We start from the raw sequence: 21,226 nt of genomic DNA, 5'->3' as shown, positions 1-21,226 counted from the left end.
TCCTCCTTCTCGGGGCGGGGATCGCTCCCCGCCCCGAGCAAAGGGCTTGTTACTTGATGAGCGGCTGGGCGGCGGCTGCCGCATCCTTCAGCGCCTGCTTCGGCGTCTTGGTGCCGAGCAGCGCCGCCTGGATCTCCGGTGCGAGAACACCCATCACCGCGCGAGCACTCGGCTGCAGTTCGCCGACCCTGCTGGTCGGGATGGTCTTCTCGATGGCGCTCTGGATGGGGTCGTCGGCGTAGAGCTCGCCGGTCGACTTCAGCGGGGAGAAGAAGTTGGACGCCAGGTCGAACTTCTTGGAGTTCTCCGCGTCGGTCGCGTACGCGGCGAACTCGCCGGCTGCATCCTTCGACGTCGCGCCCTTCAGCATCGCCAGGGAGCCGACGGTGCCGTAGGAGACGGACTCCTTGTCTGTGAGCGGCGGGAGGATCTTGATCGCGTCCTCACCCCAGAACGAGGTGACGTCCGCCGGGCCGGACTGCCAGGTGCACGCGACCTTGTTGCTCGCCAGCGCGGTCTGCTCGAGGCTCGGCATCGTGGAGATGAGGTCCTTCTCGATGTAGCCGTCCTTGGCGAAGCCGGAGATCAGGCTGAGCGCCTTCTCGCCCGCCGCGCTGTCGAAGGCGACCTTGCTTCCGTCCTTGTTGTAGACGGAGCCTCCCGCCTGCCAGAGCAGCGGGTAGAAGGTCATGTTGAGGGTCACATCCGGCGAGCCGAAGTAGTTGGTGACGTAGATGCCCTTCTCCTTGAACTTCGGGGCGAGGGCTTCGAGGTCGTCCCAGGTCTTGGGGTACTCCGTGATGCCTGCGGCGTCGAACGCCTTGGCGTCGCACATCAGCGCGTTGGCACTGGTGAGGATCGGCGCCCCCATCAGCTTGCCGTCGATGGTGATCGACTTCGTGACGTTGTCGAGGATGTCCTTCTTCTGTGCGGAGGGAAGGTACGCATCCATCGGCTCGATCGACTTCTGGTACGTGGAGAGCTGATCCGGGATGAGGTACACCAGGTCGGGCCCCTTGCCTGCCGCGATCGCTGTCGCCAGTGACTCGTCGCGGTTGGCCCAGGGGTAGATCTCGTACGTGACGGTGATGTTCTTGTGCTCGGCCTCGAACGCCTTGATCGTCGAGTCCCAGAAGGTCTTGTGCGCCTTCTCGTCGGCGATGACCGGGTAGATCCACATCGTGACGGTCTTCTTGGAGGTGTCGGACTCGCCGGACCCTCCGCTGCAGCCCGCCAGAGCGATCGCTGCCGTCGCTGCCACGGCGGTCGCCGTGATCATTTTCTTGTACCGCATGCTGCTCCTTCTCGGTGGCGCGACACGGATGTCGCTCGGGTGGGGTGGAACGCTGTCAGGCTCGGGGAACGGACTCCACGGTGCCGTGGTGCCGTGACCGCTCTGCGGCGAAGACGGCGAGATGGCTGTCGAGCGACTCGCGCGGTCCTGACCGGATGTACGACGGGTCGCCGGTGGCGACCGCTGCGACGAAGGCGTTCATGACGCCGCCGTCTCCTCCGCCGTGGTCTCCCCCGGCGTTGGCCGCACCCGTCGGCGCCGTCTCGTAGACGGCGGACTCTCCGGTGCGGAAGTCTGTGACGGTGACCCGCTCCCCGTCGCCGTCGAGCATCCCGTGCGAGCCGAAGAGCTGGGTCTTCCTGTGCTCCTGCTCACTGAACGCGGTCATGACGAAGGTGCCGGCTGTTCCGTCCTCGAACTGCAGGGCGACGACCTGGTTGTCGACGACCGTGTTGTCCGCGGCGTAGACGCAGACGCCGTATGGACCGGTCCTGAGTGCCTCGATCACTCCGGCCTCCGTCGCGTCGTCGGTGATGACGGTGACCGGCCAGACCGCTCCCTCGTCGCGCACGACCGGGAGGTAGAGCTTCTGCGCCGCGTACGGGCAGCTGTTCTGGAGCGGGCAGTCGAGGCACCGGTCCGCGGCTTCCGCCGGACGGTTCTCGTGGCGGAAGTGATGGCGGGAGCCGAAGCTCGCGACACCGGCGATGCGCTTGCCGGTGACGTACCTGATCCAGTCGAGGTCGTGGCTGGACTTCGCCAGCAGCATCGGGGCCGCCAGGTCCTCCCTGCGCCACGGTCCGCGCACGTACGAGTGGGCCATGTGCCACCAGCCGACGGGCTCGAGGTGCTGCACGTTGATGATGTCCCCGAGCACCCCGGTGTCCACGATGCTCTTCACCAGATCGGTGTACGGCATGTACCGCATCACGTGACAGACGCCGAACAGCACTCCGCTCGCATCGACGGCATCGACGATGCGCCTGCTCTCCTCCTCGGTGGGGGCGAGCGGCTTCTCCATCAGGATCGCGTAACCGCGCTCGGCGCAGGCGATGGCCGGTTCGACGTGCTGCCTGTCCTGGGTGGCGATGATGACCGCGTCCGCGATCCGCTCCGGCAGGGCGAGCAGCTCACGCCAGTCGTCGAACTGCCGGATGCCCTCGTCCCCCTGCGAGACGAGCTCGCGCTGGAACGCCCGCGGGTCTGCGACGGCGACGAGCTGCGCCCTCTCGGGGTTGGCGTGGATCCAGCGCGTGTACGACTGCCCCCTGTTGCCGGCGCCGATCAGTGCGATGCGCACCGATCGTGTGCTCTCTGGGGTGTTTTCCATCGCTCCTAGGCCTTCTCTTCATCGCTGCGGCTGTGCCCGGGAGGGTTCGCCGTCGAACGCTCCCACGATAGCATTATTGCTATAGCATGTAGCAAATGAAAGGTCGGGAAGCAAGATTTACCCGCTCGAAACATTGAGAAGGCGCAGAGAGAGATGGCGCGAATCCATCCTCGCGTCCTATAGCTTGTAGCAAAGCATAATCACGGTGGTTCGCAGGAACAGGCCGTCGGCCGGCGTCCGCCAACGGAGGAGAACGATGACACTCGGGAGCGTTTCCGACAGGAACATCTCGGCGAAGGTGGCCGACGAACTGCGCGAGGCCATTCAGAACGGCACGTTCGAACCCGGCGAGAGACTGGTCGAACGCAAACTGGCCGACCGGCTCGGCGTCAGCCACATCCCGGTCAGGGAAGCCCTCGCGAAGCTCGCCGAGGAGGGACTGATCGAACGGACGCCCCGCCGGGGAGCCCGCGTCGCGCTGCTCACCGACAAGGAGCTCGCCGAGATCTCCAGCCTCCGCATCGTGCTCGAACAGTACGTCGCCCAGCGCGTGCAGCAGACCTGGACCCCGAAGACGGAAGCGCAGCTGCGCAAGGTCGTCGACTCGATGGTCGCCGCCGCGGAGCGCAAGAACATCGACACGATGTTCGCCCTCGACCGCCGCTTCCACGAGACTCTCTGGGAGATGGCGGACAACCGCACGCTCCTCACCATCGCCTCCCAGCTCCGCAGCAGGATCAACGGGTTCCTCCGCGCGGCGAACGCCAGCCTCGCCCCCGACGAGCTCGTGGCCCACGCCCGCTCGCACGACGCCCTCGTGGATGCGCTGGCGAGCGGCGACACCGACCGTGCAGCCCAGGCGATGGCCGACCACGTCGAGATCGCCGCGCGACGCATCACGACGAGCGTGGTGGACGACGAGGGAAATCCGGCGAGCTAGCCGTGGGCCGGCCGGCGCCGCTTGCGCGCCGTGCGCGACTTCCGCAGCGCCTCGATGTCGGAGCGCAGCGCATCCATCCGCTGCTGCCGCCCACGCTCGTCGCCGCCGACCGACTGCACGCGCACCGTCTCCTCCACCACAGACGACAACTCCCGCCAGGCGTCCTGGCGGGAGTGCTCGACGATGTCTGCGAGGTAGTCGGGGTCCGCTGCGCGTGAGCGGAGGGCCCGCGCCGTCGCCTTCGCGAGGGCCTCGCGTCTGCGGAGGTTGAGCGAGTCCGCCGTGCGGTAGTCGTGGGTGTGCTCCGCACGGCCGTCCTGCACCTCCGCCCACGCCTGCTCGCGCACGATCCTGGCCTCGGAGGCGTCCGCCTCCTCCGCCAGCCGCAGCACGGCCTCCGCTGCGACCTCGCGGTAGTGCTCGGCGTCGAAGGCGCGGTCGGTGGTGAGGAGTTCGGTCATCATCCGGTTGCGGACGGCCATGCGCACCGCGTAGTCGGCGATGAGCAGCCCCTCCTCGAGCGCGTGCTCCAGGGTGGTGGGCCGCGGCGATTCGATGGCTGCCGCATCGAACGGCCGCATGTCCACCCGGCGGCCCCGGCGGAAGATGCCCATCGAACCCCCTTTATCGCTGCATCCAGTGTGGCACCGGACGCGCGACCGGCGTCAGGCCGCCGGGACGAGCTCCTGCTCCGGCTCCCCGGCGATCGGCACGGGAACAGCCGCGTGATCGTCAGCCGCCGCCGCGATCCGCGATGCCCGCATCAGCACGATCGCCACCACGGTCACCACGAGCGCCCCGGCGGACAGCAGCCCGGCCACGACGAAGCCGTCGCTGTACCCGGCCTCGGTCGGCAGTCCGTCCGCCGCCGTCGACCCGGTGACCAGCGCGGTCATCACGGCAGCGCCGATGGCGGAGCCGACCGTTCGCAGGTTGGCATTCATCCCGCTGGCCACCCCGGTCTGGGTCGCAGGGACGCTCTGCACGACCACGCTGGTGATCGCCGCGTAGACGAGCCCGAGTCCGATGCCGAACACTCCGGATGCGACCGCCACCTCGGCCAGGCTGCTGTGGAACAGGCCGAGCGACACCGCGGCCACGGCCATCAGCCCGGCGGCGATCACGATCTGGGCGCGGAAGCCCACCCACCGGGCGAGCGGTCCGCTGAGGAAACCGGTGACGGCCATCGTGACGAGCATCGGGAGCATGAGCATCCCGGATTCGGCGACGGATGCGCCGAGCCCGTACCCGGTCGAGACCGGCGTCTGCACGAAGCGCGGGAAGAAGGCGAACACCGCGAACATCGATGCACCGACGAAGACGGCTGCCGCGTTCATCGTCCACACCCCGTGCTCGCGCATCAGGCGCATGTCGACCAGCGGCGTGCGGGAGCGCAGCTCCACGAGGATCCAGGCGGCGAGCAGCACGGCGGCGAGCACGAGCAGGCCGATCACGGCCGGCGACCCCCAGCCCCACTGCGCTCCCGTGCTGAGTGGGAGCAGGAGGGCGACGAGCCAGCCGGACAGCAGCACGGCCGACCACGGGTTGACCCCTCCTGCCGCGCGGGTGGGCGATTCGGGGATGAACAGCATGGCGAGCACGGCGCCCGCGACGGTGAACACCGCGGGGACCAGGAACAGCCCGCGCCAGCTCAGGACGTCGGCGAGCGGCCCGGCGAGGACGGTGCCGAGCCCGCTGCCGATGGCGATGATGGAGGCGATCGCGCCGATGGCGGACGGCAGCCGGTGTGCGGGGAACTCGTCGCGGATGATGCCGAAGGCGAGCGGGAACATGGCGCCGCCGAGGCCCTGGATGATGCGGGCGCCGATCAGCACGCCGATAGTCGGCGCGACGGCGGCGACCACGCTGCCGAGCGCGACGGCCAGGAGGGCGAGGACGAGGATGCGGCGCTTGCCGACCATGTCTCCCACCCGGCCGAGCAGCGGGGTGGCGACGGCGGCGGAGATGAGCCAGGCGGTCATCGTCCAGGTGACGCCGGAGGTGGTGGTGCCGAGGTCGGTCTGGATGACGGGCAGCACGGGGACGACGAGGGATTGCAGAGTGGCGAAGGAGCCTGCGCTCAGCGCCAGGACGGCGAAAGTGAGGCTGGGGCGGGTTCGAGACATTGAGTTCTTCCGTTCTCGAGGGATGTGCCGAGATATCGGCTAGAATGGAGGCTGGCTCCGATCGGAGGCAACCTCCGCTTTAAAGACATTAGCGGAGGGCCTCTCCACTTTGCAACCCTTCCGGAGGAGAATTGGCCAGCACCACCCCGACCGCCGTGTCGAACCGCCCGCTCAGGGCCGACGCGCGCCGCAACTTCGACGCGCTGCTCGCCGCCGCGCGTGAGGCGTTCGCGGCCAACGGCACCAGCGCATCCCTCGAAGACATCGCGCGCAGGGCCGGGGTCGGCATCGGCACCCTCTACCGCAACTTCCCCACCCGCGACGCCCTCGTGGAGGCCGTCTACGTCGACGAAGTGGATGCGGTCGTCGCCGCGGCGGAGGCCACCACCTCCCTCGAACCGTGGGCGGCCGTCGAGACCTGGGTGCGCAGGTTCGTCAGCTACATCGGCACCAAGAAGGCCCTGGTCGACGGCCTGAACAAGGACTCCCCCGTGCTGCTCACCTGCCGCACGTCCTTGTACGACGCCGGCGAGCCGCTCCTCGAACGCGCCAAGCAGGCGGGCGAGATGCGCGACGACGCGCAGATCCAGGATGTGGTCCGCATGCTCTCCGGGATCGCCAGCGTCGCGTTCGACGACGACGAACAGCGCGACCGCGTGATCGCCATCGCAATGGACGGCCTCCGACCCCGCTGACCCCCTCCGCGGGCCGTCGGCCGCGGACGTAGCCCTCTAGGATTGGATATATGGAACTCGGCTTCTACGCGGTCATTGCAATCTCGGTGATCGTCGGTGTCGCCGCGTTCGCGAGGAAGCTCGGCGTCGCCGCGCCGATCATCCTGGTCCTGGTGGGTGTCGGGCTCTCCTACCTGCCCGGGGTGCCGGAGATCGAGGTCCCGCACGAGATCATCCTCGACGGGCTGCTGCCGCCCATCCTCTACGCGGCGGCGATCAGCGTGCCGCTCACCGATTTCCGGCGCAACCTCGCGCCGATCGCCGGGCTCTCCGTGATCCTGGTGATTATCACGGCGTTCGCCTCCGGCTTCCTCCTCTACACGATGCTGCCCGACCTCAACCTGGCCGCCGCCGTGGCGCTCGGTGCGATCATCAGCCCTCCGGATGCGGTGGCCGCGACCTCGATCGGACGCAAGCTCGGGCTCCCTCCCCGCCTCCTGACCGTGCTCGAAGGCGAGGGGCTGGTCAACGACGCGACGGCCCTCGTGCTGCTGCGCACCGCCATCGCCGCGGCCGTCGGCGCGCTGGCGACCCCGTGGGCCGGCGTCTTCGACTTCTTCTACGCCGTGGTGGTCGCCCTGGTGATCGGCCTGGTGGCCGGCATCGTCTCCGTCTGGGTGCGCTCCAAGCTGAACGACCCCGTGCTCGACACCGCGCTGTCGATCGCCGTGCCGTTCGCGGCGTTCATGCCCACGGAGGCCGCGCACGGCTCCGGCGTGCTCGCCGTGGTGATCGCCGGCCTGTACACCGGCCACTCAGCGCCGAAGCACTTCACCGCCCAGGCCAGGATCACCGACCGCATCAACTGGCGCACCATCCAGTTCCTGCTGGAGAACGGCGTCTTCCTGCTCATCGGCCTCGAGATCCGCACCCTCGTCGCCGACGTCGAGCACCCCGAGATCCTCAGCGTCTGGGATGCGGTGGGCATCGGCCTGCTCGCCACGCTCGCCCTCGTGATCATCCGGTACATCCTGATCGGTCCCCTCGTGCTCGCGCTCCGGCAACGCGCACGGCTGGCGGAGAACGCCACCTTCCGGGAGTGGCTGATGATCAGCTACTTCCGCGACCATCCGGTGCGCACCAGGCGCGAAGCCTTCCGCAAGCAGCGCCTCGAAGCCCGGTACGCGCGACGCCGCGCCGACCTGGAACAGCTCAGGCAGGAGGACATCGACTGGCGGGGCGGTGTCGTGCTCGGCTGGTCAGGGATGCGCGGAGTGGTCACCCTGGCCGCTGCGCAGTCCCTGCCGGACGACGGCAGCATCCCGTACCGGCCCCAGCTCATCCTGATCGCGTTCACGGTCGCGGTGGTCAGCCTCGTGGTGCAGGGCGGGACGCTGCCCTGGCTGATCCGCCTGCTCAAGATCGAGGGCATCGACACCAAGTCGGACCGCCAGCAGCTCGCCCGCCTGCTCGACGACCTCAGCAACGACGGCCTCGCGGTGCTCGACGACCCGGAGGGCGCCGCCGGCGTCGCAGACCCGATCGACCCCGAGGTGGTCGAACGGGTGCGCCAGTCCTCCTACCTCCGTGCGGAGTCGGCCTGGGAGCGCATCCTGATCAACGACGTCCCGGCAGACAGCCGCCCGCACCAGCTCTACCGCACCCTGCGTCTCGCCGTGGTCAACGCCGAACGCGACAGGCTGCTCGAAGAGCGGACGCGCGGCGCATACCCCTCGCGCATCCTGGAAGAGGCAGAGTCGATGCTCGACCTGGAGGAGACCAGGCTGCAGTCCCGCAACGTGCGGCACTGACACGCGCGGCAAATGCCAACATTTTTTGAATCATTCAAAACAGGCTAGGCTCGTCCGCATGGACACGGCACAGCTCGAGAGCGCACTGCGCGCCTCTGGGCTCCGGGTCACGGCGGGCCGCGTCGCGGTTCTCGGGACCCTTGCCACTCACCCCCACGCGAACGCCGATACGGTCTTCCGCAGCGTGCTCGACGCGCTGCCGGGGACGTCGATCCAGAACGTGCACAACGTTTTGGGCGACCTGACCGAAGCCGGACTCGTGCGGCGCATCGAGCCCGCCGGCTCGCCGGCGCTGTACGAGCGGCGCATCGGCGACAACCACCATCACGTCGTCTGCACTTCGTGCGGAGCCGTCGCCGATGTGGACTGCGTCGTCGGCCACGCGCCGTGCCTCACCCCGTCGGATGCGTCCGGCTTCGCGGTGAGCACGGCCGAGGTGACGTTCTGGGGGCTGTGCCCGTCCTGCCAGGAGCGCGCGGCGAAAGCCCCGTCGCGCGTCGAGTGACGAAGGAGATTGCATGTCGGAGAACTACACGACCACCCAGACCGGTACCCCGGTCGGCAGCGACGCACACTCGCTGACCGCAGGAGAGAACGGCGTCACCGCGCTGCATGACCGCTACCTGGTGGAGAAGCTCGCGCAGTTCAACCGGGAGCGCATCCCGGAGCGCATCGTCCACGCCAAGGGCGGCGGAGCGTTCGGCACCTTCGTGGTCACCGGGAACGTGTCGCAGTACACCAAGGCCGCCGTGTTCCAGCCGGGCACCACCACGGAGACCGTGCAGCGGTTCTCGTCGGTCGCCGGCGAGCAGGGCTCCCCGGACACCTGGCGCGACGTCCGCGGCTTCTCGGTGAAGTTCTACACCTCCGAGGGCAACTACGACATCGTCGGCAACAACACCCCCGTGTTCTTCATCCGCGACGGCATCAAGTTCCCCGACTTCATCCACTCGCAGAAGCGTCTGCCGGGCTCCGGGCTGCGGGATGCTGACATGCAGTGGGACTTCTGGACCCTCTCCCCCGAGTCCGCGCACCAGGTGACCTACCTGATGGGCGACCGCGGCATCCCGCGCTCGTGGCGGCACATGCCCGGCTACGGCTCGCACACCTACCAGTGGATCAACGCGGCCGGTGAGCGCTTCTGGGTCAAGTACCACTTCCACGCCATGCAGGGCAACGAGGAGATGCACGGCGCGGAGGCGGAGGCCATCGCCGGTGCGGATGCCGACTACTACCGCCGCGACCTCTACGAGGCGATCGAGCGCGGCGAGTTCCCCGCGTGGAAGGTGTCCGTGCAGGTCATGCCGTTCGAGGACGCGAAGACCTACCGGTTCAACCCGTTCGACCTCACCAAGGTGTGGCCGCACAGCGACTACCCGCTGATCGAGGTGGGCGTTCACACGCTCAACAAGAACCCGGAGAACTTCTTCGCCCAGATCGAGCAGGCGGCGTTCTCGCCGGCCAACACGGTCCCCGGCATCGACATCAGCCCGGACAAGATGCTGATGGCGCGCGTGTTCTCCTACCCGGACGCCCAGCGATACCGCGTCGGCACCAACTACAACGAGCTGCCGGTCAACGCCCCGGTCGCTCCGGTGCACAACTACTCGCAGGACGGCGCCGGCCGTCACGGCTTCAAGGCCGCGACCGCCCCGGTGTACGCGCCCAACTCGAAGGGCGGACCCGTCGCCGACGCGGACCGCGCCGGTGAGGGCTCGTGGGAGTCGGACGGCGCCCTGGTGCGTTCGGCGGCGACCCTGCACGCCGAGGACTCCGACTTCGGCCAGGCGGGAACCCTCTACCGCGATGTCTACGACGCCGCGGCCAAGGAGCGCTTCCTCGAGACCATCACGGGAGCGGTCGGCGGCGTGAAGAGCGCCGAGATCCGCGAGCGCGCCATCCAGTACTGGACCAACGTGGATGCGACGCTCGGCGCCGCCCTCCGCGCCAACCTGGAGAACGGCGGGACGACCCCGGACGAGTCCGCCGAGTACGTCGGCGTCGCCGGCTAGTCCAGCGCGTCCAGCGCCTCCACCGGAACGGCCCCGGATCGCCTCCACGGCGGTCCGGGGCCGTTCCCGTCTGCGACCGGTGCGACTAGGAGGGCACGACCTCGGCGAGCGCCCCGGATTCGAGCGCGACCCACACCGTGCCGTCCGGTGCGACGGCCAGGCCGTGCGGCTCGGAGTCCGCGGTCGGCAGGTCGTGCAGCGTCAGGTCGCCCGCCGCCGTGGCGTGCGCGAGCTGGTTCGCTCCCCAGAGCGTCGCCCACACGCCGCCGTCGCTGTCCGCTGCCACCGCGTGCGGCTTCGCGCCCTGCGCCAGCTGCACCGTGCTCAGTTCTCCCCGGTGGATGCGCGCCAGCGCGTCCCCGAGGATCAGCGCCACCCACACGCCGCCGTCCGAGGCGACCGCGATCCCGACGGGACCGGACGGGTCGCCCGGCAGCTCGGTGAACGCGATCGCCGCATCCCCTCCGCGCACGTGGCCGACCAGCCCGGCGGCGTTGAGGGTGAACCAGAGGCTGTCCCCCGTCGTCGCGATCATCGACACGAACGAGCCTTCCCGCCCCACAGGGAACTCCTCCACCCTGCCGAGGATGTCGATGCGGCCGAGGGCGTCGGCGCCCAGCTCGGTGAACCAGGCCGTGCCGTCGTCGAGCGCGACCACGCCGAACGGCTGAGCATCCGGAGTCGGCACGGCGACCTCGCCGATCAGCTCGACGCGCGCATCCCGCACCCCGAGGTGCACCAGGCGGTTGCCCGTGCTGTCGGTCACCCACACCGTCGACTCGGTGGCGGCGGCCAGCAGCGACGGCTGCGACCCGTCGCCGAGCGACAGGTAGGCGACCGTGCCGTCCGGGGACAGCCGCCCCACCCTGCCGCCGTGCACGAGCGTGAACCACACGCCACCGTCGCGGGTGACGGCGACGCCGTACGGGCCGTCGCCCGGCTCGCCGACCGGATGCTCGATCACGCGCACCGCCGAAACCTCCGCCGTCACAGCGTCGCGGTGATCGTGCGGTCGTACACCGTGCGGCCGCCGACGCCGATGCGGTCGTCGCCCTCGATGGCGGTGACCAGCTCGGAGCCCTCGCCCTGGCTGATGTGCAGGTCGCGGCCGAGCCGCGCCGTCAGTGCGATGGCGGCGGCGCCGGTGGCCTCGTCCTCGATGATGCCCATCGCCGGGGCGAACATGCGCGAGCGCAGGTGGGCGACCGACTCGTCGATCCAGGCGTACGCGTAGTGCTTGCCCTCGGTGAACGCGTACGCGTCGAGCGCATCCACGTCGGCCGGGGACTCCAGCGGCAGCCACTCGAACGTCGGCGCCCACTCCGCCTCCGCCGTGATCCAGGTGGGCTCGTCCTCCGAGCCGTACGTCACATCCACGATCCCGGCGGGCTCGCGCAGCATCGTGATCGGCGTGCCCTGCTCGGAGAGCCACCAGGCGGTGCCCACGCTCGGGTGACCGGCGAACGGCAGCTCGGCGGCCGGGGTGAAGATGCGGATGGTCGCGACGCGGCCGAGTTCGCCGTCCTCGCTCAGCGCATCCAGGAACACCGTCTCGCTGAAACCGAGCGCAGAGGCGATCGCCTGCTCCCGCCCGGCCGTCGCCGTCGAACTGCGCACGATGCCCAGCTCGTTGCCGTTCGCGCCACGATCGTCCGTGAAGACGCGCACCACCACTACCTCGATCGATTCGTCCATGCAGCCAGCCTCCCACGAACGCGGCGCGTGCGGATGCTCCTGCGTATAGTGGGGGTGCTCGAAGCAGTGAGGAAGCGCATACATGGGCCGGAATCCGACCGTCTACGATGTTGCGACGCACGCCGGTGTGTCCATCGCGACGGTGTCGCGCGTGTTCAGCCGCCCGGACACCGTGAAGCAGGAGACGCGCGAACGCGTGCAGGCCTCCGTGGATGCCCTCGGCTACGTCCCGAGCGGAGCCGCCCGTGGACTCGCCGCCCGCAAGACGGGGGTGCTCGGCCTGTTCTTCCCCGGCCTCGACGCGATGGACGACATCTCCGACGTGCCCATCGACGGCGAGGACGACGACGCCAGCCGCACCACGATCATCCGGGATGTCGGCGGCGTCGCGGACACCAGGCCGCTGAACCTGTACTTCGACGAAGTGCTCCGCGGAAGCGAGCTGGAGGCGTGGCGCAACGGCTTCGTGCTGCTCGTCGGCGTCGGCCGCGGCACCACGTCGGCCGAGACGGTCAGGGAGATGGCCGGCCGCGTCGACGGGCTGGTGGTGCTGGCGGGGAGCGCGAGCGAGGACGAGCTGGCGCAGCTGGCCAGGCGCATCCCGGTGGTCGTGATGGCGGGGGCCCGCGGCGGCGACACGTTCGACCACGTCTCCGTCAGCAACAGCGAGGGGATGCGCGCCCTCGTCGGCCATCTCGTCGACGATCTCGGTGTGCACGATCTCGTGTACGTCGCGGGAAGCATCGACTCGCCGGACGACGCGGAGCGCTGGGACGGCTACCGGTCGGCCCTCGCTGAGCGCGGGATGCCTGCGCCGGACGCCCCGCTGCTCCGCGGCGACTTCACCCGCGACGGCGGCCGCAGGGTCGGCCGCGAACTGCTCGCCTCCGGCACGCTGCCGCGCGCTGTGGTGTGCGCCAACGACCAGATGGCGCTCGGCGTCATCGACGCTGCGCGCATCGGCGGCGTGGAGGTGCCGGCCGACCTCATCGTGACCGGTTTCGACGGCATCGACGCCGGCCGGCTCTCCACGCCGCGCCTCACCACGGTGAAGCAGCCGATGGAGCTGCTCGGCCGCGCGGCCGTGCAGCTCCTGGTGCGGCGGCTCGCCGACCCCACGCGCCCTGCGGGCTCCGTCCGTCTCCCCGTCGAGGTCTACCTCCGCGAGAGCTCCGAGCCCGCCTGACGCCCAGAGACAGCGGGTCAGGCGGCGAGGACGACGCTTTCGAGGAGGAGGTCGGTGACGGTGTGCGGGGTGCGGCCGCCGACGCAGACGAAGAAGACGAAGTCTTCCTGCGCGTCGACCGTGATGACCGCATCCACCGCGTGCCAGACGTCCTCGGGCAGGGCGGCGAGGCTGAGCATCTCGAACGAGCGCCGTTCGGCGTCGCGCGCGGTGCCCTGCACCGTGTAGAACGCGTCGACGCTGGCGTCGTCGCTCGGGTCGGCGAGCCAGCCGACGAGCGGCGTGGCCGTCGCGGCGCTGATCGGGAGGACGGGGAACAGTGCGGCCGTCAGCCGTTCGATCGAGACGCCGCTCGCGAGCCCGGCGCTGCGGGAGGCGTCGAGCGATGAGATGGCGATCCACCGGCCGGGGGCGACGTCGTCGACCACGGACAGGAGGGGTGCGGGCATAGGGGTGTCAGAGATTGTGGACATGGAAGTTCGGGTACTTTCCATTGAATTCACGCCGATTGATGGGTCACGGAGACGCTTCCCTAGCACGTTCCCCCATGCACCGCATCGAACAGACGAAGCGGGTAAACGCTCTCGACGGTGCCGAGAGGACTCCACCGGCTTTTCGGGAAGCCGATGACGTACCCCGACTATAGCGGTCTGTCCTCCATTGTGCGGACCCCCATTCGGGGGCATCTTGCAAAACTTAATGTATGCGCTTACAGTGGTCGGCGTACCAACAAGGATGGTGGCAATGACGCACACGAAACACACCGGCGCCCGGCGCCGGGGACTCGCGATGCTCGCGACGCTGGCCGCGGCCGCGCTGGCCCTCTCGGGCTGCAGCATCAAGATCCAGAGCCAGCAGGACCCGTCGATCCCGGCGGACACCATGCTGCTGGCCGCAGACAAAGGCACTCCGATGATGGAGCGCAACTTCAACCCGTACCTCGTCAACAAGAGGGCGGCGTCGAGCTACATCTACGAGCCCCTCGTGGTCATCAACGTGCTCGACGGCAAAGGCACGCCCTGGCTGGCCTCGAAGATCGATCTCCCCGACCCGCAGACGATCGACTACACCATCCGGAGCGGTGCGACCTGGTCGGACGGTACACCGTTCACCGTCCAGGATGTGAAGTTCACCCTCGACCTCATCAAGAAATTCCCGACGCTCGACCTCAAGGGCGCCTGGCAGCACATCAAGAGCCTGGAGGTGAAGGGCGACCACCTGATCGTGCACCTCAAGGAGGCGGACGCTCCGGCATCCGACATCATCTCCCAGACGCTCATCGTGCCCCAGCACATCTGGAAGGACGTCAAGAACCCGGACACCTGGCGCGACCCGAACCCGGTCGGCACCGGCCCGTACACGCTGGGCAACTTCTCCTCGCAGCAGTACACGATGGACAAGAACGAGTCGTACTGGCAGGCGGACAAGGTCGAGGTGAAGCACCTCGTGCTCCCCTCCGCCACCAGCGAGCTCGACATCGCCACCAAGGGCTTCGACTGGGCGTACGCCTTCATGAGCGACGTGCAGGGCACCTGGGTGTCCGCCAACAAGAACAACAAGTACTGGTTCCCGCCGGGCGGCGTCATCAGCCTGATGCCCAACCTCACGGTGAAGCCGTTCGACAACCTGGATGTGCGCCGCGGCATCGCGCTCGCCCTCGACAGGGACAAGATCGCCGACTCCGCCACCGAGGGCTACATGAAGGCGGCGGGACAGACCGGGCTCATGCTGCCCAACCAGCAGGCTGAGCTCGACCCGAGCATCCCGGACCAGGGGATCATCTCCCAGAACACCCAGGCGGCGCTGGAGGCGTTCGCGAAAGCCGGATACACCAAGCAGGGCGACAAGCTGGTGGATGCGAACGGCAAGCAGTTCGCGTTCTCCATCACCACCGCGAACGGATACTCCGACTGGCTGCGCGCGGTGCAGGAGGTCCGCAAGGAGCTCGGCGCCCTCGGCATCGACGTCTCGATCAAGCAGCCGCAGCCGCCGGGATATCAGGCGGCCATCCAGAACGGCGACTTCCAGGTGGCGATGGGCGGCATGGGAGGCGGCATCATCTTCCAGGCGTTCAACGGTCTGCTCTCCAGCGAGTTCGCCACCCCGATGGGGAAGGCGACCGCCAGCAACTTCGGCAGGTACAGCAACCCGGCGACCGACCAGCTGCTCCAGGAGTACAAGGTCACCACCGACGAGACCGCCCGCCTGCAGCTCAGCCACGAACTGCAGCGCGTCGTCTACGACCAGCTGCCCGTGATCGGCCTCTACTACGGCGGCCTCTGGGGGCTGTACAACGACGCCAAGTTCACCGGCTGGCCGGATGCGAAGAACCCCTACGCTCCGCCGCAGACCTACGACCAGACCCCGCTGCTCGTCTTCACCCATCTGAAGCTCCGGAAGGACGGTGAGTAGGCCGATGGCGTACGCGCTCCGCAAGCTCGGCCTGTTCGTCCTCACCCTGTGGGCGGCGGTCACGCTGAACTTCATCCTGCCGAGGCTGATGCCCGGCTCCCCCACCGACGCCGCCATCGCGAAGCTCTCGCAGAACGGCCCGGTCACCGCCGCCACCCGCGCGGCCATCGAGGCGCAGCTCGGCGTTCCCGGCGGCAACCTCTGGGATCAGTACGTGAGCTACCTGCACCAGGTGGTCACGTTCGACTTCGGTGTCTCGTACACGTTCTATCCGCAGAGCGTGTCCGAGCTGGTCGGCCAGGCGTTCCCATACACGATCGTGCTGCTCGGCATCGTGACCATCGTGGCCTTCGTGCTCGGCACCCTGCTCGGCGTGCTGGCCGCCTGGCGCCGCAACACCTGGCTCGATTCGCTGCCGACCCTGACCGGCACGTTCGCCAGCACCTTCCCGTACTTCTGGACGGCGCTGCTCCTGCTGTTCTTCCTCGGCTATGTGCTGCACTGGTTCCCCACCTCCGGGGCGTTCGGCCCGACGGCGACGCCGGCGTGGAGCTGGGACTTCATCGTCGATGTGGCGTACCACGCCGTGCTTCCCGCGATCACCATCCTGATCACGTCGATCGGCGGCTGGATCCTCGGGATGCGCAACGCCATGATCAACACCCTCGGCGACGACTACGTGACGTTCGCGGAGGCCAACGGTCTCAAGGGCCGCACGGTCGCCATGAAGTACGCGGCCCGCAACGCGATCCTGCCGAACCTCACCGGGTTCGGGCTGGCCCTCGGCGGCGTGGTCGGCGGCTCCATCCTGGTGGAGCAGGTGTTCGGATACCCGGGCATCGGCTTCCTGCTGTTCAACGCGGTGATCGGCCAGGACTACCCGCTCATGCAGGCGCTGTTCCTCCTCATCACCGTCAGCGTTCTCGTCGCCAACTTCCTCGTCGACATTCTGTACGGCGTACTCGACCCAAGGACCCGCCGATGACCACGACACAGAGTTTCAAGTCCATCACCACGGACGCGGCCTCCGCATCCGGAGGGTCGAAGCCGCCGCACAGGCTCGCATTCATCGGGCGAGCGGCGTCGACGCTCTGGTCGAACTGGAAGTCCAGGCTCGGCCTCATCATCCTGGCGTTCTTCGTGCTCGTCGCGATCTTCGCCCCGCTGCTCGCACCGTACGGCGCGACGCAGGACGGCTTCCCCCGCAACGCGGACTCGAGCCCCGAGCACTGGTTCGGCACCACCGCCGCCGGAGAGGACGTGCTCAGCCAGCTCATCTACGGCGCTCGGGTGAGCGTGGCGGTCGGCTTCATCGCCGGCTTCCTCTCCACGGTCGTCGCCGTGCTGATCGGGCTCAGCTGGGGCTACATCCGGGGCTTCGGCGCCGAGGTGGTCAACTTCTTCGTCAACCTCTTCCTCGTGATCCCCGGCCTTCCGCTGATGATCGTGATCGCCGCATACCTGCAGAACGGCGGCCTGTTCATGATCGTGACGGTGATCGTGATCACCGGATGGGCGTGGGGCGCCCGCGTGCTGCGCAGCCAGACGCAGTCCCTGCGGTCGCGCGACTTCGTCACCGCCGCCCGGTTCTCCGGCGACCGGCCGTTCCGGATCGTGTTCAACGAGATCCTGCCCAACATGACCTCGCTCATCACCGGCAGCTTCTTCGGAGCGGCGACGGCGGCGATCCTGGCGGAGGCCGGTCTGGAGTTCCTCGGACTCGGAGACTCCTCGATCGTCAGCTGGGGCACCATCCTCTACTGGGCGCAGAACTCCAACGCCCTCCTCACCGGCCAGTGGATCCTGCTGTTCGCCCCCGGTCTCTGCATCGCGCTGCTCGCGATGAGCCTCACGCTCATCAACTTCGGCGTCGACGCCATCAGCAACCCGCGCCTCCGCGAAGGCCGCCCCGCGAAAGAAAAGAGCGCACGATGAGCGAGCTTCTCGAGGTCCGCGACCTCTCCGTCATCTACGAGTCGGCCGGGCAGACGCCCGTGCAGGCGGTCGACCACGTCTCGTTCACCGTCGGCGCCGGCGAGTTCATCGGCCTGGTCGGCGAGTCCGGCTCCGGCAAGTCGACGCTGGGCTTCGCGCTCACCCGGCTGCAGAAGCCGCCGGCGCGCACGAACGGCGGCGAGATCCTGTTCGGCGGGCAGGACATCCGGGAGCTCGACGCCGAGCAGCTGCGCCGTCAGCGCCAGGGCGGTTTCGCGATGGTGCTGCAGTCCGGCATGAACGCCCTCAACCCGGTCCGCACGATCCGCAAGCACTTCGCCGACATCTTCCGCGCCCACGGCCACGTGCCGAAGGAGCGGTGGGACGCCAGGATGCGCGAACTCGTGGGCAAGGTCGGGCTGACAGAGCAGGTGCTCGCCCGTTTCCCCGGCGAACTCTCCGGCGGGATGCGCCAGCGCGTCTCGATCGCGCTCGCCCTGTCGCTCGAACCCCGCCTGATGGTGTTCGACGAGCCGACCACCGCGCTCGACGTGCTGGTGCAGCACGCGATCATGGACACGATCACCGAACTGCAGCAGTCGGAGGGCTTCACCGCCATCCTGATCAGCCACGACCTGGGCGTCGTGCTCGAAGCGACGCAGCGCGTGCTCGTGATGCACGACGGACGCATCGTGGAGGACGCGTCGAGCAGACAGATCCTCGAGGCACCGCAGCACGAGTACACGCGGATGCTGCTGAGCCACTACGCCGACCCGCGCGCCGAGGTGGTGGAGCTGCCGGGGTTCCCCGCGAGGCGCGATAGTGCAGGCACGACCGGTGCCGGCGCATCCGGCTCAGGCGCGACCACGGCGGTGCGCGAGCGCGACGGCCGTGCCGCGCAGGCGGCCATCGTGGTCGACGGCGTCTCCAAGGTGTACCCGGCTCCCCGCCGCGGCGAGAGCGAGGTGACCGCGGTCGACAACGTCTCGTTCACGCTCGAACCGGGCCAGTCGCTCGCGCTCGTCGGCGCATCCGGCTCCGGCAAGTCGACCATCGCCAAGCTGCTCACCGGCGTCGAGAAGCCGACCTCCGGCACCGTCACCTTCGGTGACGCGGATGTCGCGAAGCTCGGCCGACGCGGCGTGCGCGACCTGCACAAGAACGTGCAGATGGTGTTCCAGGATCCGTATGCGGCCCTCAACCCGCTGCACACCGTCGAGTACGCCCTGACGCGTCCGGTGGTCAACTTCACCGGTCTGCACGGCTCTGCCGCCCCCGCCCGCGTGCTCGAACTGCTCGAGACGGTCGGCCTCGCGCCGGTCGAGCAGTTCGCCTCCAAGCTGCCGCACCAGCTCTCGGGCGGGCAGCGGCAGCGCGTCGTCATCGCGCGCGCTCTGGCCAGCGACCCGCAGGTGCTGATCGCCGACGAACCCGTCTCCATGCTCGACGTGACCCTGCGCGCCGGGGTGCTCGCCCTGCTCGAAGACCTCAGGGAGCGGTGGGGCGTCTCGCTGCTCTACATCACGCACGACCTGCTCTCCGCGCGGCTCGTCACCGACGACATCATGGTGCTCAACGCCGGTCGCGTCGTCGAGCGGGGCAGGACGGCGGACGTGCTGCGGCACCCGTCGGATCCGTACACGGTCGAGCTGCTCGACGCCGTCCCGAACCCGGCCCGCGCCAGGGAGGCGCTCGCATGACCGCCGCCCGGTTCTCGCCGATTCCCGCGTTCGGTGCGCTGCCCATCCCGGACGGCGTCGAGGTGGTCGGCATCCCCGCCGCAGTCGGCACGCTCACGGCGCTGCACGCTCCGGCACGGGATGCGGCCGGCACGGTGCTCTTCGTCCCCGGCTTCACGGGGTCGAAAGAGGACTTCCGCACCTTCCTCCCCCTGCTCGCCGCGCAGGGCTGGGACGTCTGGGCGTACAGCCAGCGGGGCCAGGCGGACTCCGCCGCCCCCTCCGGCATCGACAGCTACCGGCTCGACGCCCTCGCCGCCGACACCGTCGAGGTGGCGCGCCTGATCGCCGACGGCCGCCCCGTCCACCTGATCGGCCACAGTCTCGGCGGCGTCGTCGGACGCGAGGCGGTCATCGCCGCACCGGAGGCGTTCGCCTCGTACACCATGCTCTGCTCCGGCCCCACCGGCTGGCCCGGCCGCCACCAGGAGACGACGGACACCGTCACCGCCTCCGGTTCGATCGGGATGTGGAACCGCGACAACCCGCACACCGTCGGGCAGCCGGACTCCGCTCTCACCGCCGACGAGGCTTTCCTCCGCCTGCGCGCGAAGCGCACGTCGAGCGAGAACCTGCTCGCCGGGGCCGAGATCCTGCGCGCAGACCACGACACGACGGACGCCCTGCGCGCATCCGGAGTCCCCGTCCTCGTCGCTCACGGCGAGTTCGACGACGCGTGGCCCATCCCGATGCAGCAGCACATGGCGGAACGGCTCGGTGCGAGCTACGCCGTGATCCCCGGCGGCCACCACTCCCCCCAGCTCGAAGCGCCGGAGGCCACCGCCTCCGCGTTGGACGCTTTCCTCTCGACCATCCACTGAAACAGGAGAACTGTGCTCACCTTCCCCGACGGATTCCTCTGGGGCGCTGCCACCGCTGCGCACCAGATCGAAGGCAACAACATCAACAGCAACTGGTGGGTGCTCGAGCACACACCGGGCACGACCATCGTGGAACCGTCGGGAGACGCGATGGACAGCTACCACCGCTACCGCGAAGACATGAAGCTGCTGGCGGACGCCGGACTGAACACCTACCGGTTCAGCGTCGAGTGGGCGCGCATCGAACCTGAGCGCGGCTTCGTCTCCCGCGCGGAGATCGACCACTACCGCCGCATGGTGGACACCGCCCACGAGTTCGGCCTGAAGCCGGTGGTGACGCTCATGCACTTCACCGTGCCGCGCTGGTTCGACCGCGACGGCTTCTGGCGGGCACCGGATGCGGCGGACCTGTTCGCGAGGTACACCGAGCTCGCGCTCCCCATCGTCTCCGACGGCGTCGAATACGTCTGCACCATCAACGAGCCGAACATCGCGGCGATGCTCGCGGGTGGAGAGGACGCGGCCAACCTGGTCGCGTACGGCCTGCCGAACCCGGACCTCGGGGTCGCGGATGCGCTGCTCGCGTCCCACAAACGCTCCAGGGAGGTGCTGTCGCAGGTTTCCGGGCTGAAGTCGGGCTGGACCATCGCGACCCAGGCGTTCCGCTCCAACGGAGAACCCGGCTCGGAGGAGATGCTGCGCGAGTACGGCTACCCGCGCGACGACTGGTACCTGGAGCAGTCGGCCGGCGACGACTTCGTCGGAGTGCAGGCGTACACGCGCACGTTCATCGGCCCGAACGGACCGCTGCCGGTGGCCGACGACGTCGAGACCACGCTGACCGGCTGGGAGTTCTACCCGCCCGCCGCCGCAGAGGGCGTGCGGAGCGCGTGGGAGCTGTCCGGCGGCGTCCCGGTGATGATCACCGAGAACGGGATCGCGACCAGCGACGACGAGCGCAGGATCGCGTACACGGACGCCGCGCTGCGGGAGCTGCACGCCACCATCGAGGACGGCATCCAGCTGGAGGGCTACCTGCACTGGAGTGCCCTCGACAACTACGAGTGGGCGAGCGGCTTCCGGCCGACCTTCGGCCTGATCGCCGTCGACCGCGAGACCTTCGTCCGCACCCCCAAGCCGTCGCTGGCCTGGCTCGGCTCCGTCGCCCGCGCCAACGCCCTCTAAGTAAAAATCGAGTCCGGACTTATGCACGCGACACGCCGAGCGTGACCGTGCATAAGTCCGGACTCG

19 protein-coding genes are annotated in these 21,226 nt (G+C 68.9%); 12 read left to right on the top strand and 7 right to left on the bottom strand.

Going from position 1 to position 21,226, the window contains the following annotated elements:
* Positions 1–49 precede the first annotated feature (49 nt).
* Together AC1ROC_RS15740 and AC1ROC_RS15735 are read right to left on the bottom strand one after the other, a co-directional pair.
* Positions 50–1,294, bottom strand: coding sequence for an extracellular solute-binding protein (locus AC1ROC_RS15740; RefSeq protein WP_493001268.1), 1,245 nt, complete (start codon positions 1,292–1,294; stop codon positions 50–52).
* A gap of 55 nt (positions 1,295–1,349) precedes the next feature.
* Positions 1,350–2,624 (bottom strand): Gfo/Idh/MocA family protein, encoded by a 1,275-nt coding sequence (locus AC1ROC_RS15735; RefSeq protein WP_493001266.1) that lies wholly within the window; start codon positions 2,622–2,624, stop codon positions 1,350–1,352.
* A 256-nt stretch (positions 2,625–2,880) separates the two neighbouring features.
* On the opposite strand from AC1ROC_RS15735, the gene AC1ROC_RS15730 reads away from it, so the two are divergent.
* Entirely contained in the window at positions 2,881–3,564 is a 684-nt protein-coding gene (locus tag AC1ROC_RS15730; RefSeq protein WP_168688624.1) for a GntR family transcriptional regulator, read from the top strand.
* Here AC1ROC_RS15730 and AC1ROC_RS15725 read toward each other — a convergent pair.
* Together AC1ROC_RS15725 and AC1ROC_RS15720 are read right to left on the bottom strand one after the other, a co-directional pair.
* Entirely contained in the window at positions 3,561–4,178 is a 618-nt protein-coding gene (locus tag AC1ROC_RS15725; protein WP_168688623.1) for a hypothetical protein, read from the bottom strand. The two genes, AC1ROC_RS15730 and AC1ROC_RS15725, sit on opposite strands and share 4 nt — an antisense overlap.
* A gap of 51 nt (positions 4,179–4,229) precedes the next feature.
* The gene (locus AC1ROC_RS15720) at positions 4,230–5,690 is read right to left on the bottom strand and encodes an MFS transporter (protein WP_493001263.1); all 1,461 of its coding nucleotides are present in this window, start codon (positions 5,688–5,690) and stop codon (positions 4,230–4,232) included.
* A gap of 131 nt (positions 5,691–5,821) precedes the next feature.
* On the opposite strand from AC1ROC_RS15720, the gene AC1ROC_RS15715 reads away from it, so the two are divergent.
* The 4 genes from AC1ROC_RS15715 to AC1ROC_RS15700 are packed head-to-tail and all read left to right on the top strand — an operon-like array spanning position 5,822 to position 10,187.
* The gene (locus tag AC1ROC_RS15715; RefSeq protein WP_168688621.1) at positions 5,822–6,385 is read left to right on the top strand and encodes a TetR/AcrR family transcriptional regulator; all 564 of its coding nucleotides are present in this window, start codon (positions 5,822–5,824) and stop codon (positions 6,383–6,385) included.
* A 50-nt stretch (positions 6,386–6,435) separates the two neighbouring features.
* A complete protein-coding gene (locus AC1ROC_RS15710; protein WP_085368674.1) occupies positions 6,436–8,175 on the top strand; it encodes a cation:proton antiporter in 1,740 nt (579 codons plus the stop codon).
* 58 nt (positions 8,176–8,233) lie between these two features.
* Positions 8,234–8,680, top strand: a complete 447-nt coding sequence (locus tag AC1ROC_RS15705; protein WP_085368676.1) for a Fur family transcriptional regulator — start codon at positions 8,234–8,236, stop codon at positions 8,678–8,680.
* A 13-nt stretch (positions 8,681–8,693) separates the two neighbouring features.
* Positions 8,694–10,187, top strand: coding sequence for a catalase (locus AC1ROC_RS15700; RefSeq protein WP_085368677.1), 1,494 nt, complete (start codon positions 8,694–8,696; stop codon positions 10,185–10,187).
* A gap of 85 nt (positions 10,188–10,272) precedes the next feature.
* Here the strand turns inward: AC1ROC_RS15700 and AC1ROC_RS15695 are convergent, their stop codons facing one another.
* A complete protein-coding gene (locus tag AC1ROC_RS15695) occupies positions 10,273–11,178 on the bottom strand; it encodes a Vgb family protein (RefSeq protein WP_493001259.1) in 906 nt (301 codons plus the stop codon).
* Positions 11,175–11,882, bottom strand: coding sequence for a PhzF family phenazine biosynthesis protein (locus AC1ROC_RS15690; protein WP_085368679.1), 708 nt, complete (start codon positions 11,880–11,882; stop codon positions 11,175–11,177). Before AC1ROC_RS15690 ends, AC1ROC_RS15695 begins: the two co-directional genes overlap by 4 nt.
* Positions 11,883–11,964: 82 nt before the next feature.
* On the opposite strand from AC1ROC_RS15690, the gene AC1ROC_RS15685 reads away from it, so the two are divergent.
* On the top strand, positions 11,965–13,068 hold the full coding sequence (locus AC1ROC_RS15685) for a LacI family DNA-binding transcriptional regulator (RefSeq protein WP_493001257.1): 1,104 nt from the start codon (positions 11,965–11,967) through the stop codon (positions 13,066–13,068).
* 17 nt (positions 13,069–13,085) lie between these two features.
* Here AC1ROC_RS15685 and AC1ROC_RS15680 read toward each other — a convergent pair whose 3' ends face one another.
* Positions 13,086–13,517 (bottom strand): hypothetical protein, encoded by a 432-nt coding sequence (locus tag AC1ROC_RS15680; RefSeq protein ID WP_493001255.1) that lies wholly within the window; start codon positions 13,515–13,517, stop codon positions 13,086–13,088.
* A 295-nt stretch (positions 13,518–13,812) separates the two neighbouring features.
* Here AC1ROC_RS15680 and AC1ROC_RS15675 point away from each other — a divergent pair, with 295 nt between their 5' ends.
* The 6 genes from AC1ROC_RS15675 to AC1ROC_RS15650 are packed head-to-tail and all read left to right on the top strand — an operon-like array spanning position 13,813 to position 21,160.
* Positions 13,813–15,480 (top strand): ABC transporter substrate-binding protein, encoded by a 1,668-nt coding sequence (locus AC1ROC_RS15675; RefSeq protein WP_493001253.1) that lies wholly within the window; start codon positions 13,813–13,815, stop codon positions 15,478–15,480.
* 4 nt (positions 15,481–15,484) lie between these two features.
* Positions 15,485–16,465, top strand: coding sequence for an ABC transporter permease (locus AC1ROC_RS15670; RefSeq protein ID WP_085368683.1), 981 nt, complete (start codon positions 15,485–15,487; stop codon positions 16,463–16,465).
* Positions 16,462–17,415, top strand: coding sequence for an ABC transporter permease (locus tag AC1ROC_RS15665; RefSeq protein ID WP_085368684.1), 954 nt, complete (start codon positions 16,462–16,464; stop codon positions 17,413–17,415). The genes AC1ROC_RS15670 and AC1ROC_RS15665 overlap by 4 nt, the downstream gene beginning before the upstream one ends.
* Positions 17,412–19,115, top strand: coding sequence for an ABC transporter ATP-binding protein (locus AC1ROC_RS15660; RefSeq protein WP_493001250.1), 1,704 nt, complete (start codon positions 17,412–17,414; stop codon positions 19,113–19,115). The genes AC1ROC_RS15665 and AC1ROC_RS15660 overlap by 4 nt, the downstream gene beginning before the upstream one ends.
* Positions 19,112–19,975 carry an alpha/beta fold hydrolase gene (locus AC1ROC_RS15655; protein WP_493001248.1) on the top strand — a complete coding sequence of 288 codons (864 nt, stop codon included), beginning with the start codon at positions 19,112–19,114 and terminating at the stop codon, positions 19,973–19,975. The genes AC1ROC_RS15660 and AC1ROC_RS15655 overlap by 4 nt, the downstream gene beginning before the upstream one ends.
* Before the next feature lie 12 nt (positions 19,976–19,987).
* Entirely contained in the window at positions 19,988–21,160 is a 1,173-nt protein-coding gene (locus AC1ROC_RS15650) for a glycoside hydrolase family 1 protein (RefSeq protein WP_168688611.1), read from the top strand.
* Positions 21,161–21,226: the final 66 nt, after the last annotated feature.

Source organism: Leifsonia sp. GW821-FHT13C05, from assembly GCF_058806515.1.
This window is presented reverse-complemented; position numbering and strand designations above follow the sequence as displayed.

Coding starts and splice junctions, on each gene's coding strand:
- AC1ROC_RS15710 (WP_085368674.1), top strand. CDS start 6,436: ATGGAACTCGGCTTCTACGCGGTCATTGCAATCTCGGTGATCGTCGGT.
- AC1ROC_RS15720 (WP_493001263.1), bottom strand. CDS start 5,690: ATGTCTCGAACCCGCCCCAGCCTCACTTTCGCCGTCCTGGCGCTGAGC.
- AC1ROC_RS15685 (WP_493001257.1), top strand. CDS start 11,965: ATGGGCCGGAATCCGACCGTCTACGATGTTGCGACGCACGCCGGTGTG.
- AC1ROC_RS15740 (WP_493001268.1), bottom strand. CDS start 1,294: ATGCGGTACAAGAAAATGATCACGGCGACCGCCGTGGCAGCGACGGCA.
- AC1ROC_RS15690 (WP_085368679.1), bottom strand. CDS start 11,882: ATGGACGAATCGATCGAGGTAGTGGTGGTGCGCGTCTTCACGGACGAT.
- AC1ROC_RS15730 (WP_168688624.1), top strand. CDS start 2,881: ATGACACTCGGGAGCGTTTCCGACAGGAACATCTCGGCGAAGGTGGCC.
- AC1ROC_RS15665 (WP_085368684.1), top strand. CDS start 16,462: ATGACCACGACACAGAGTTTCAAGTCCATCACCACGGACGCGGCCTCC.
- AC1ROC_RS15680 (WP_493001255.1), bottom strand. CDS start 13,517: ATGCCCGCACCCCTCCTGTCCGTGGTCGACGACGTCGCCCCCGGCCGG.
- AC1ROC_RS15700 (WP_085368677.1), top strand. CDS start 8,694: ATGTCGGAGAACTACACGACCACCCAGACCGGTACCCCGGTCGGCAGC.
- AC1ROC_RS15670 (WP_085368683.1), top strand. CDS start 15,485: ATGGCGTACGCGCTCCGCAAGCTCGGCCTGTTCGTCCTCACCCTGTGG.
- AC1ROC_RS15660 (WP_493001250.1), top strand. CDS start 17,412: ATGAGCGAGCTTCTCGAGGTCCGCGACCTCTCCGTCATCTACGAGTCG.
- AC1ROC_RS15725 (WP_168688623.1), bottom strand. CDS start 4,178: ATGGGCATCTTCCGCCGGGGCCGCCGGGTGGACATGCGGCCGTTCGAT.
- AC1ROC_RS15675 (WP_493001253.1), top strand. CDS start 13,813: ATGACGCACACGAAACACACCGGCGCCCGGCGCCGGGGACTCGCGATG.
- AC1ROC_RS15735 (WP_493001266.1), bottom strand. CDS start 2,624: ATGGAAAACACCCCAGAGAGCACACGATCGGTGCGCATCGCACTGATC.
- AC1ROC_RS15705 (WP_085368676.1), top strand. CDS start 8,234: ATGGACACGGCACAGCTCGAGAGCGCACTGCGCGCCTCTGGGCTCCGG.
- AC1ROC_RS15655 (WP_493001248.1), top strand. CDS start 19,112: ATGACCGCCGCCCGGTTCTCGCCGATTCCCGCGTTCGGTGCGCTGCCC.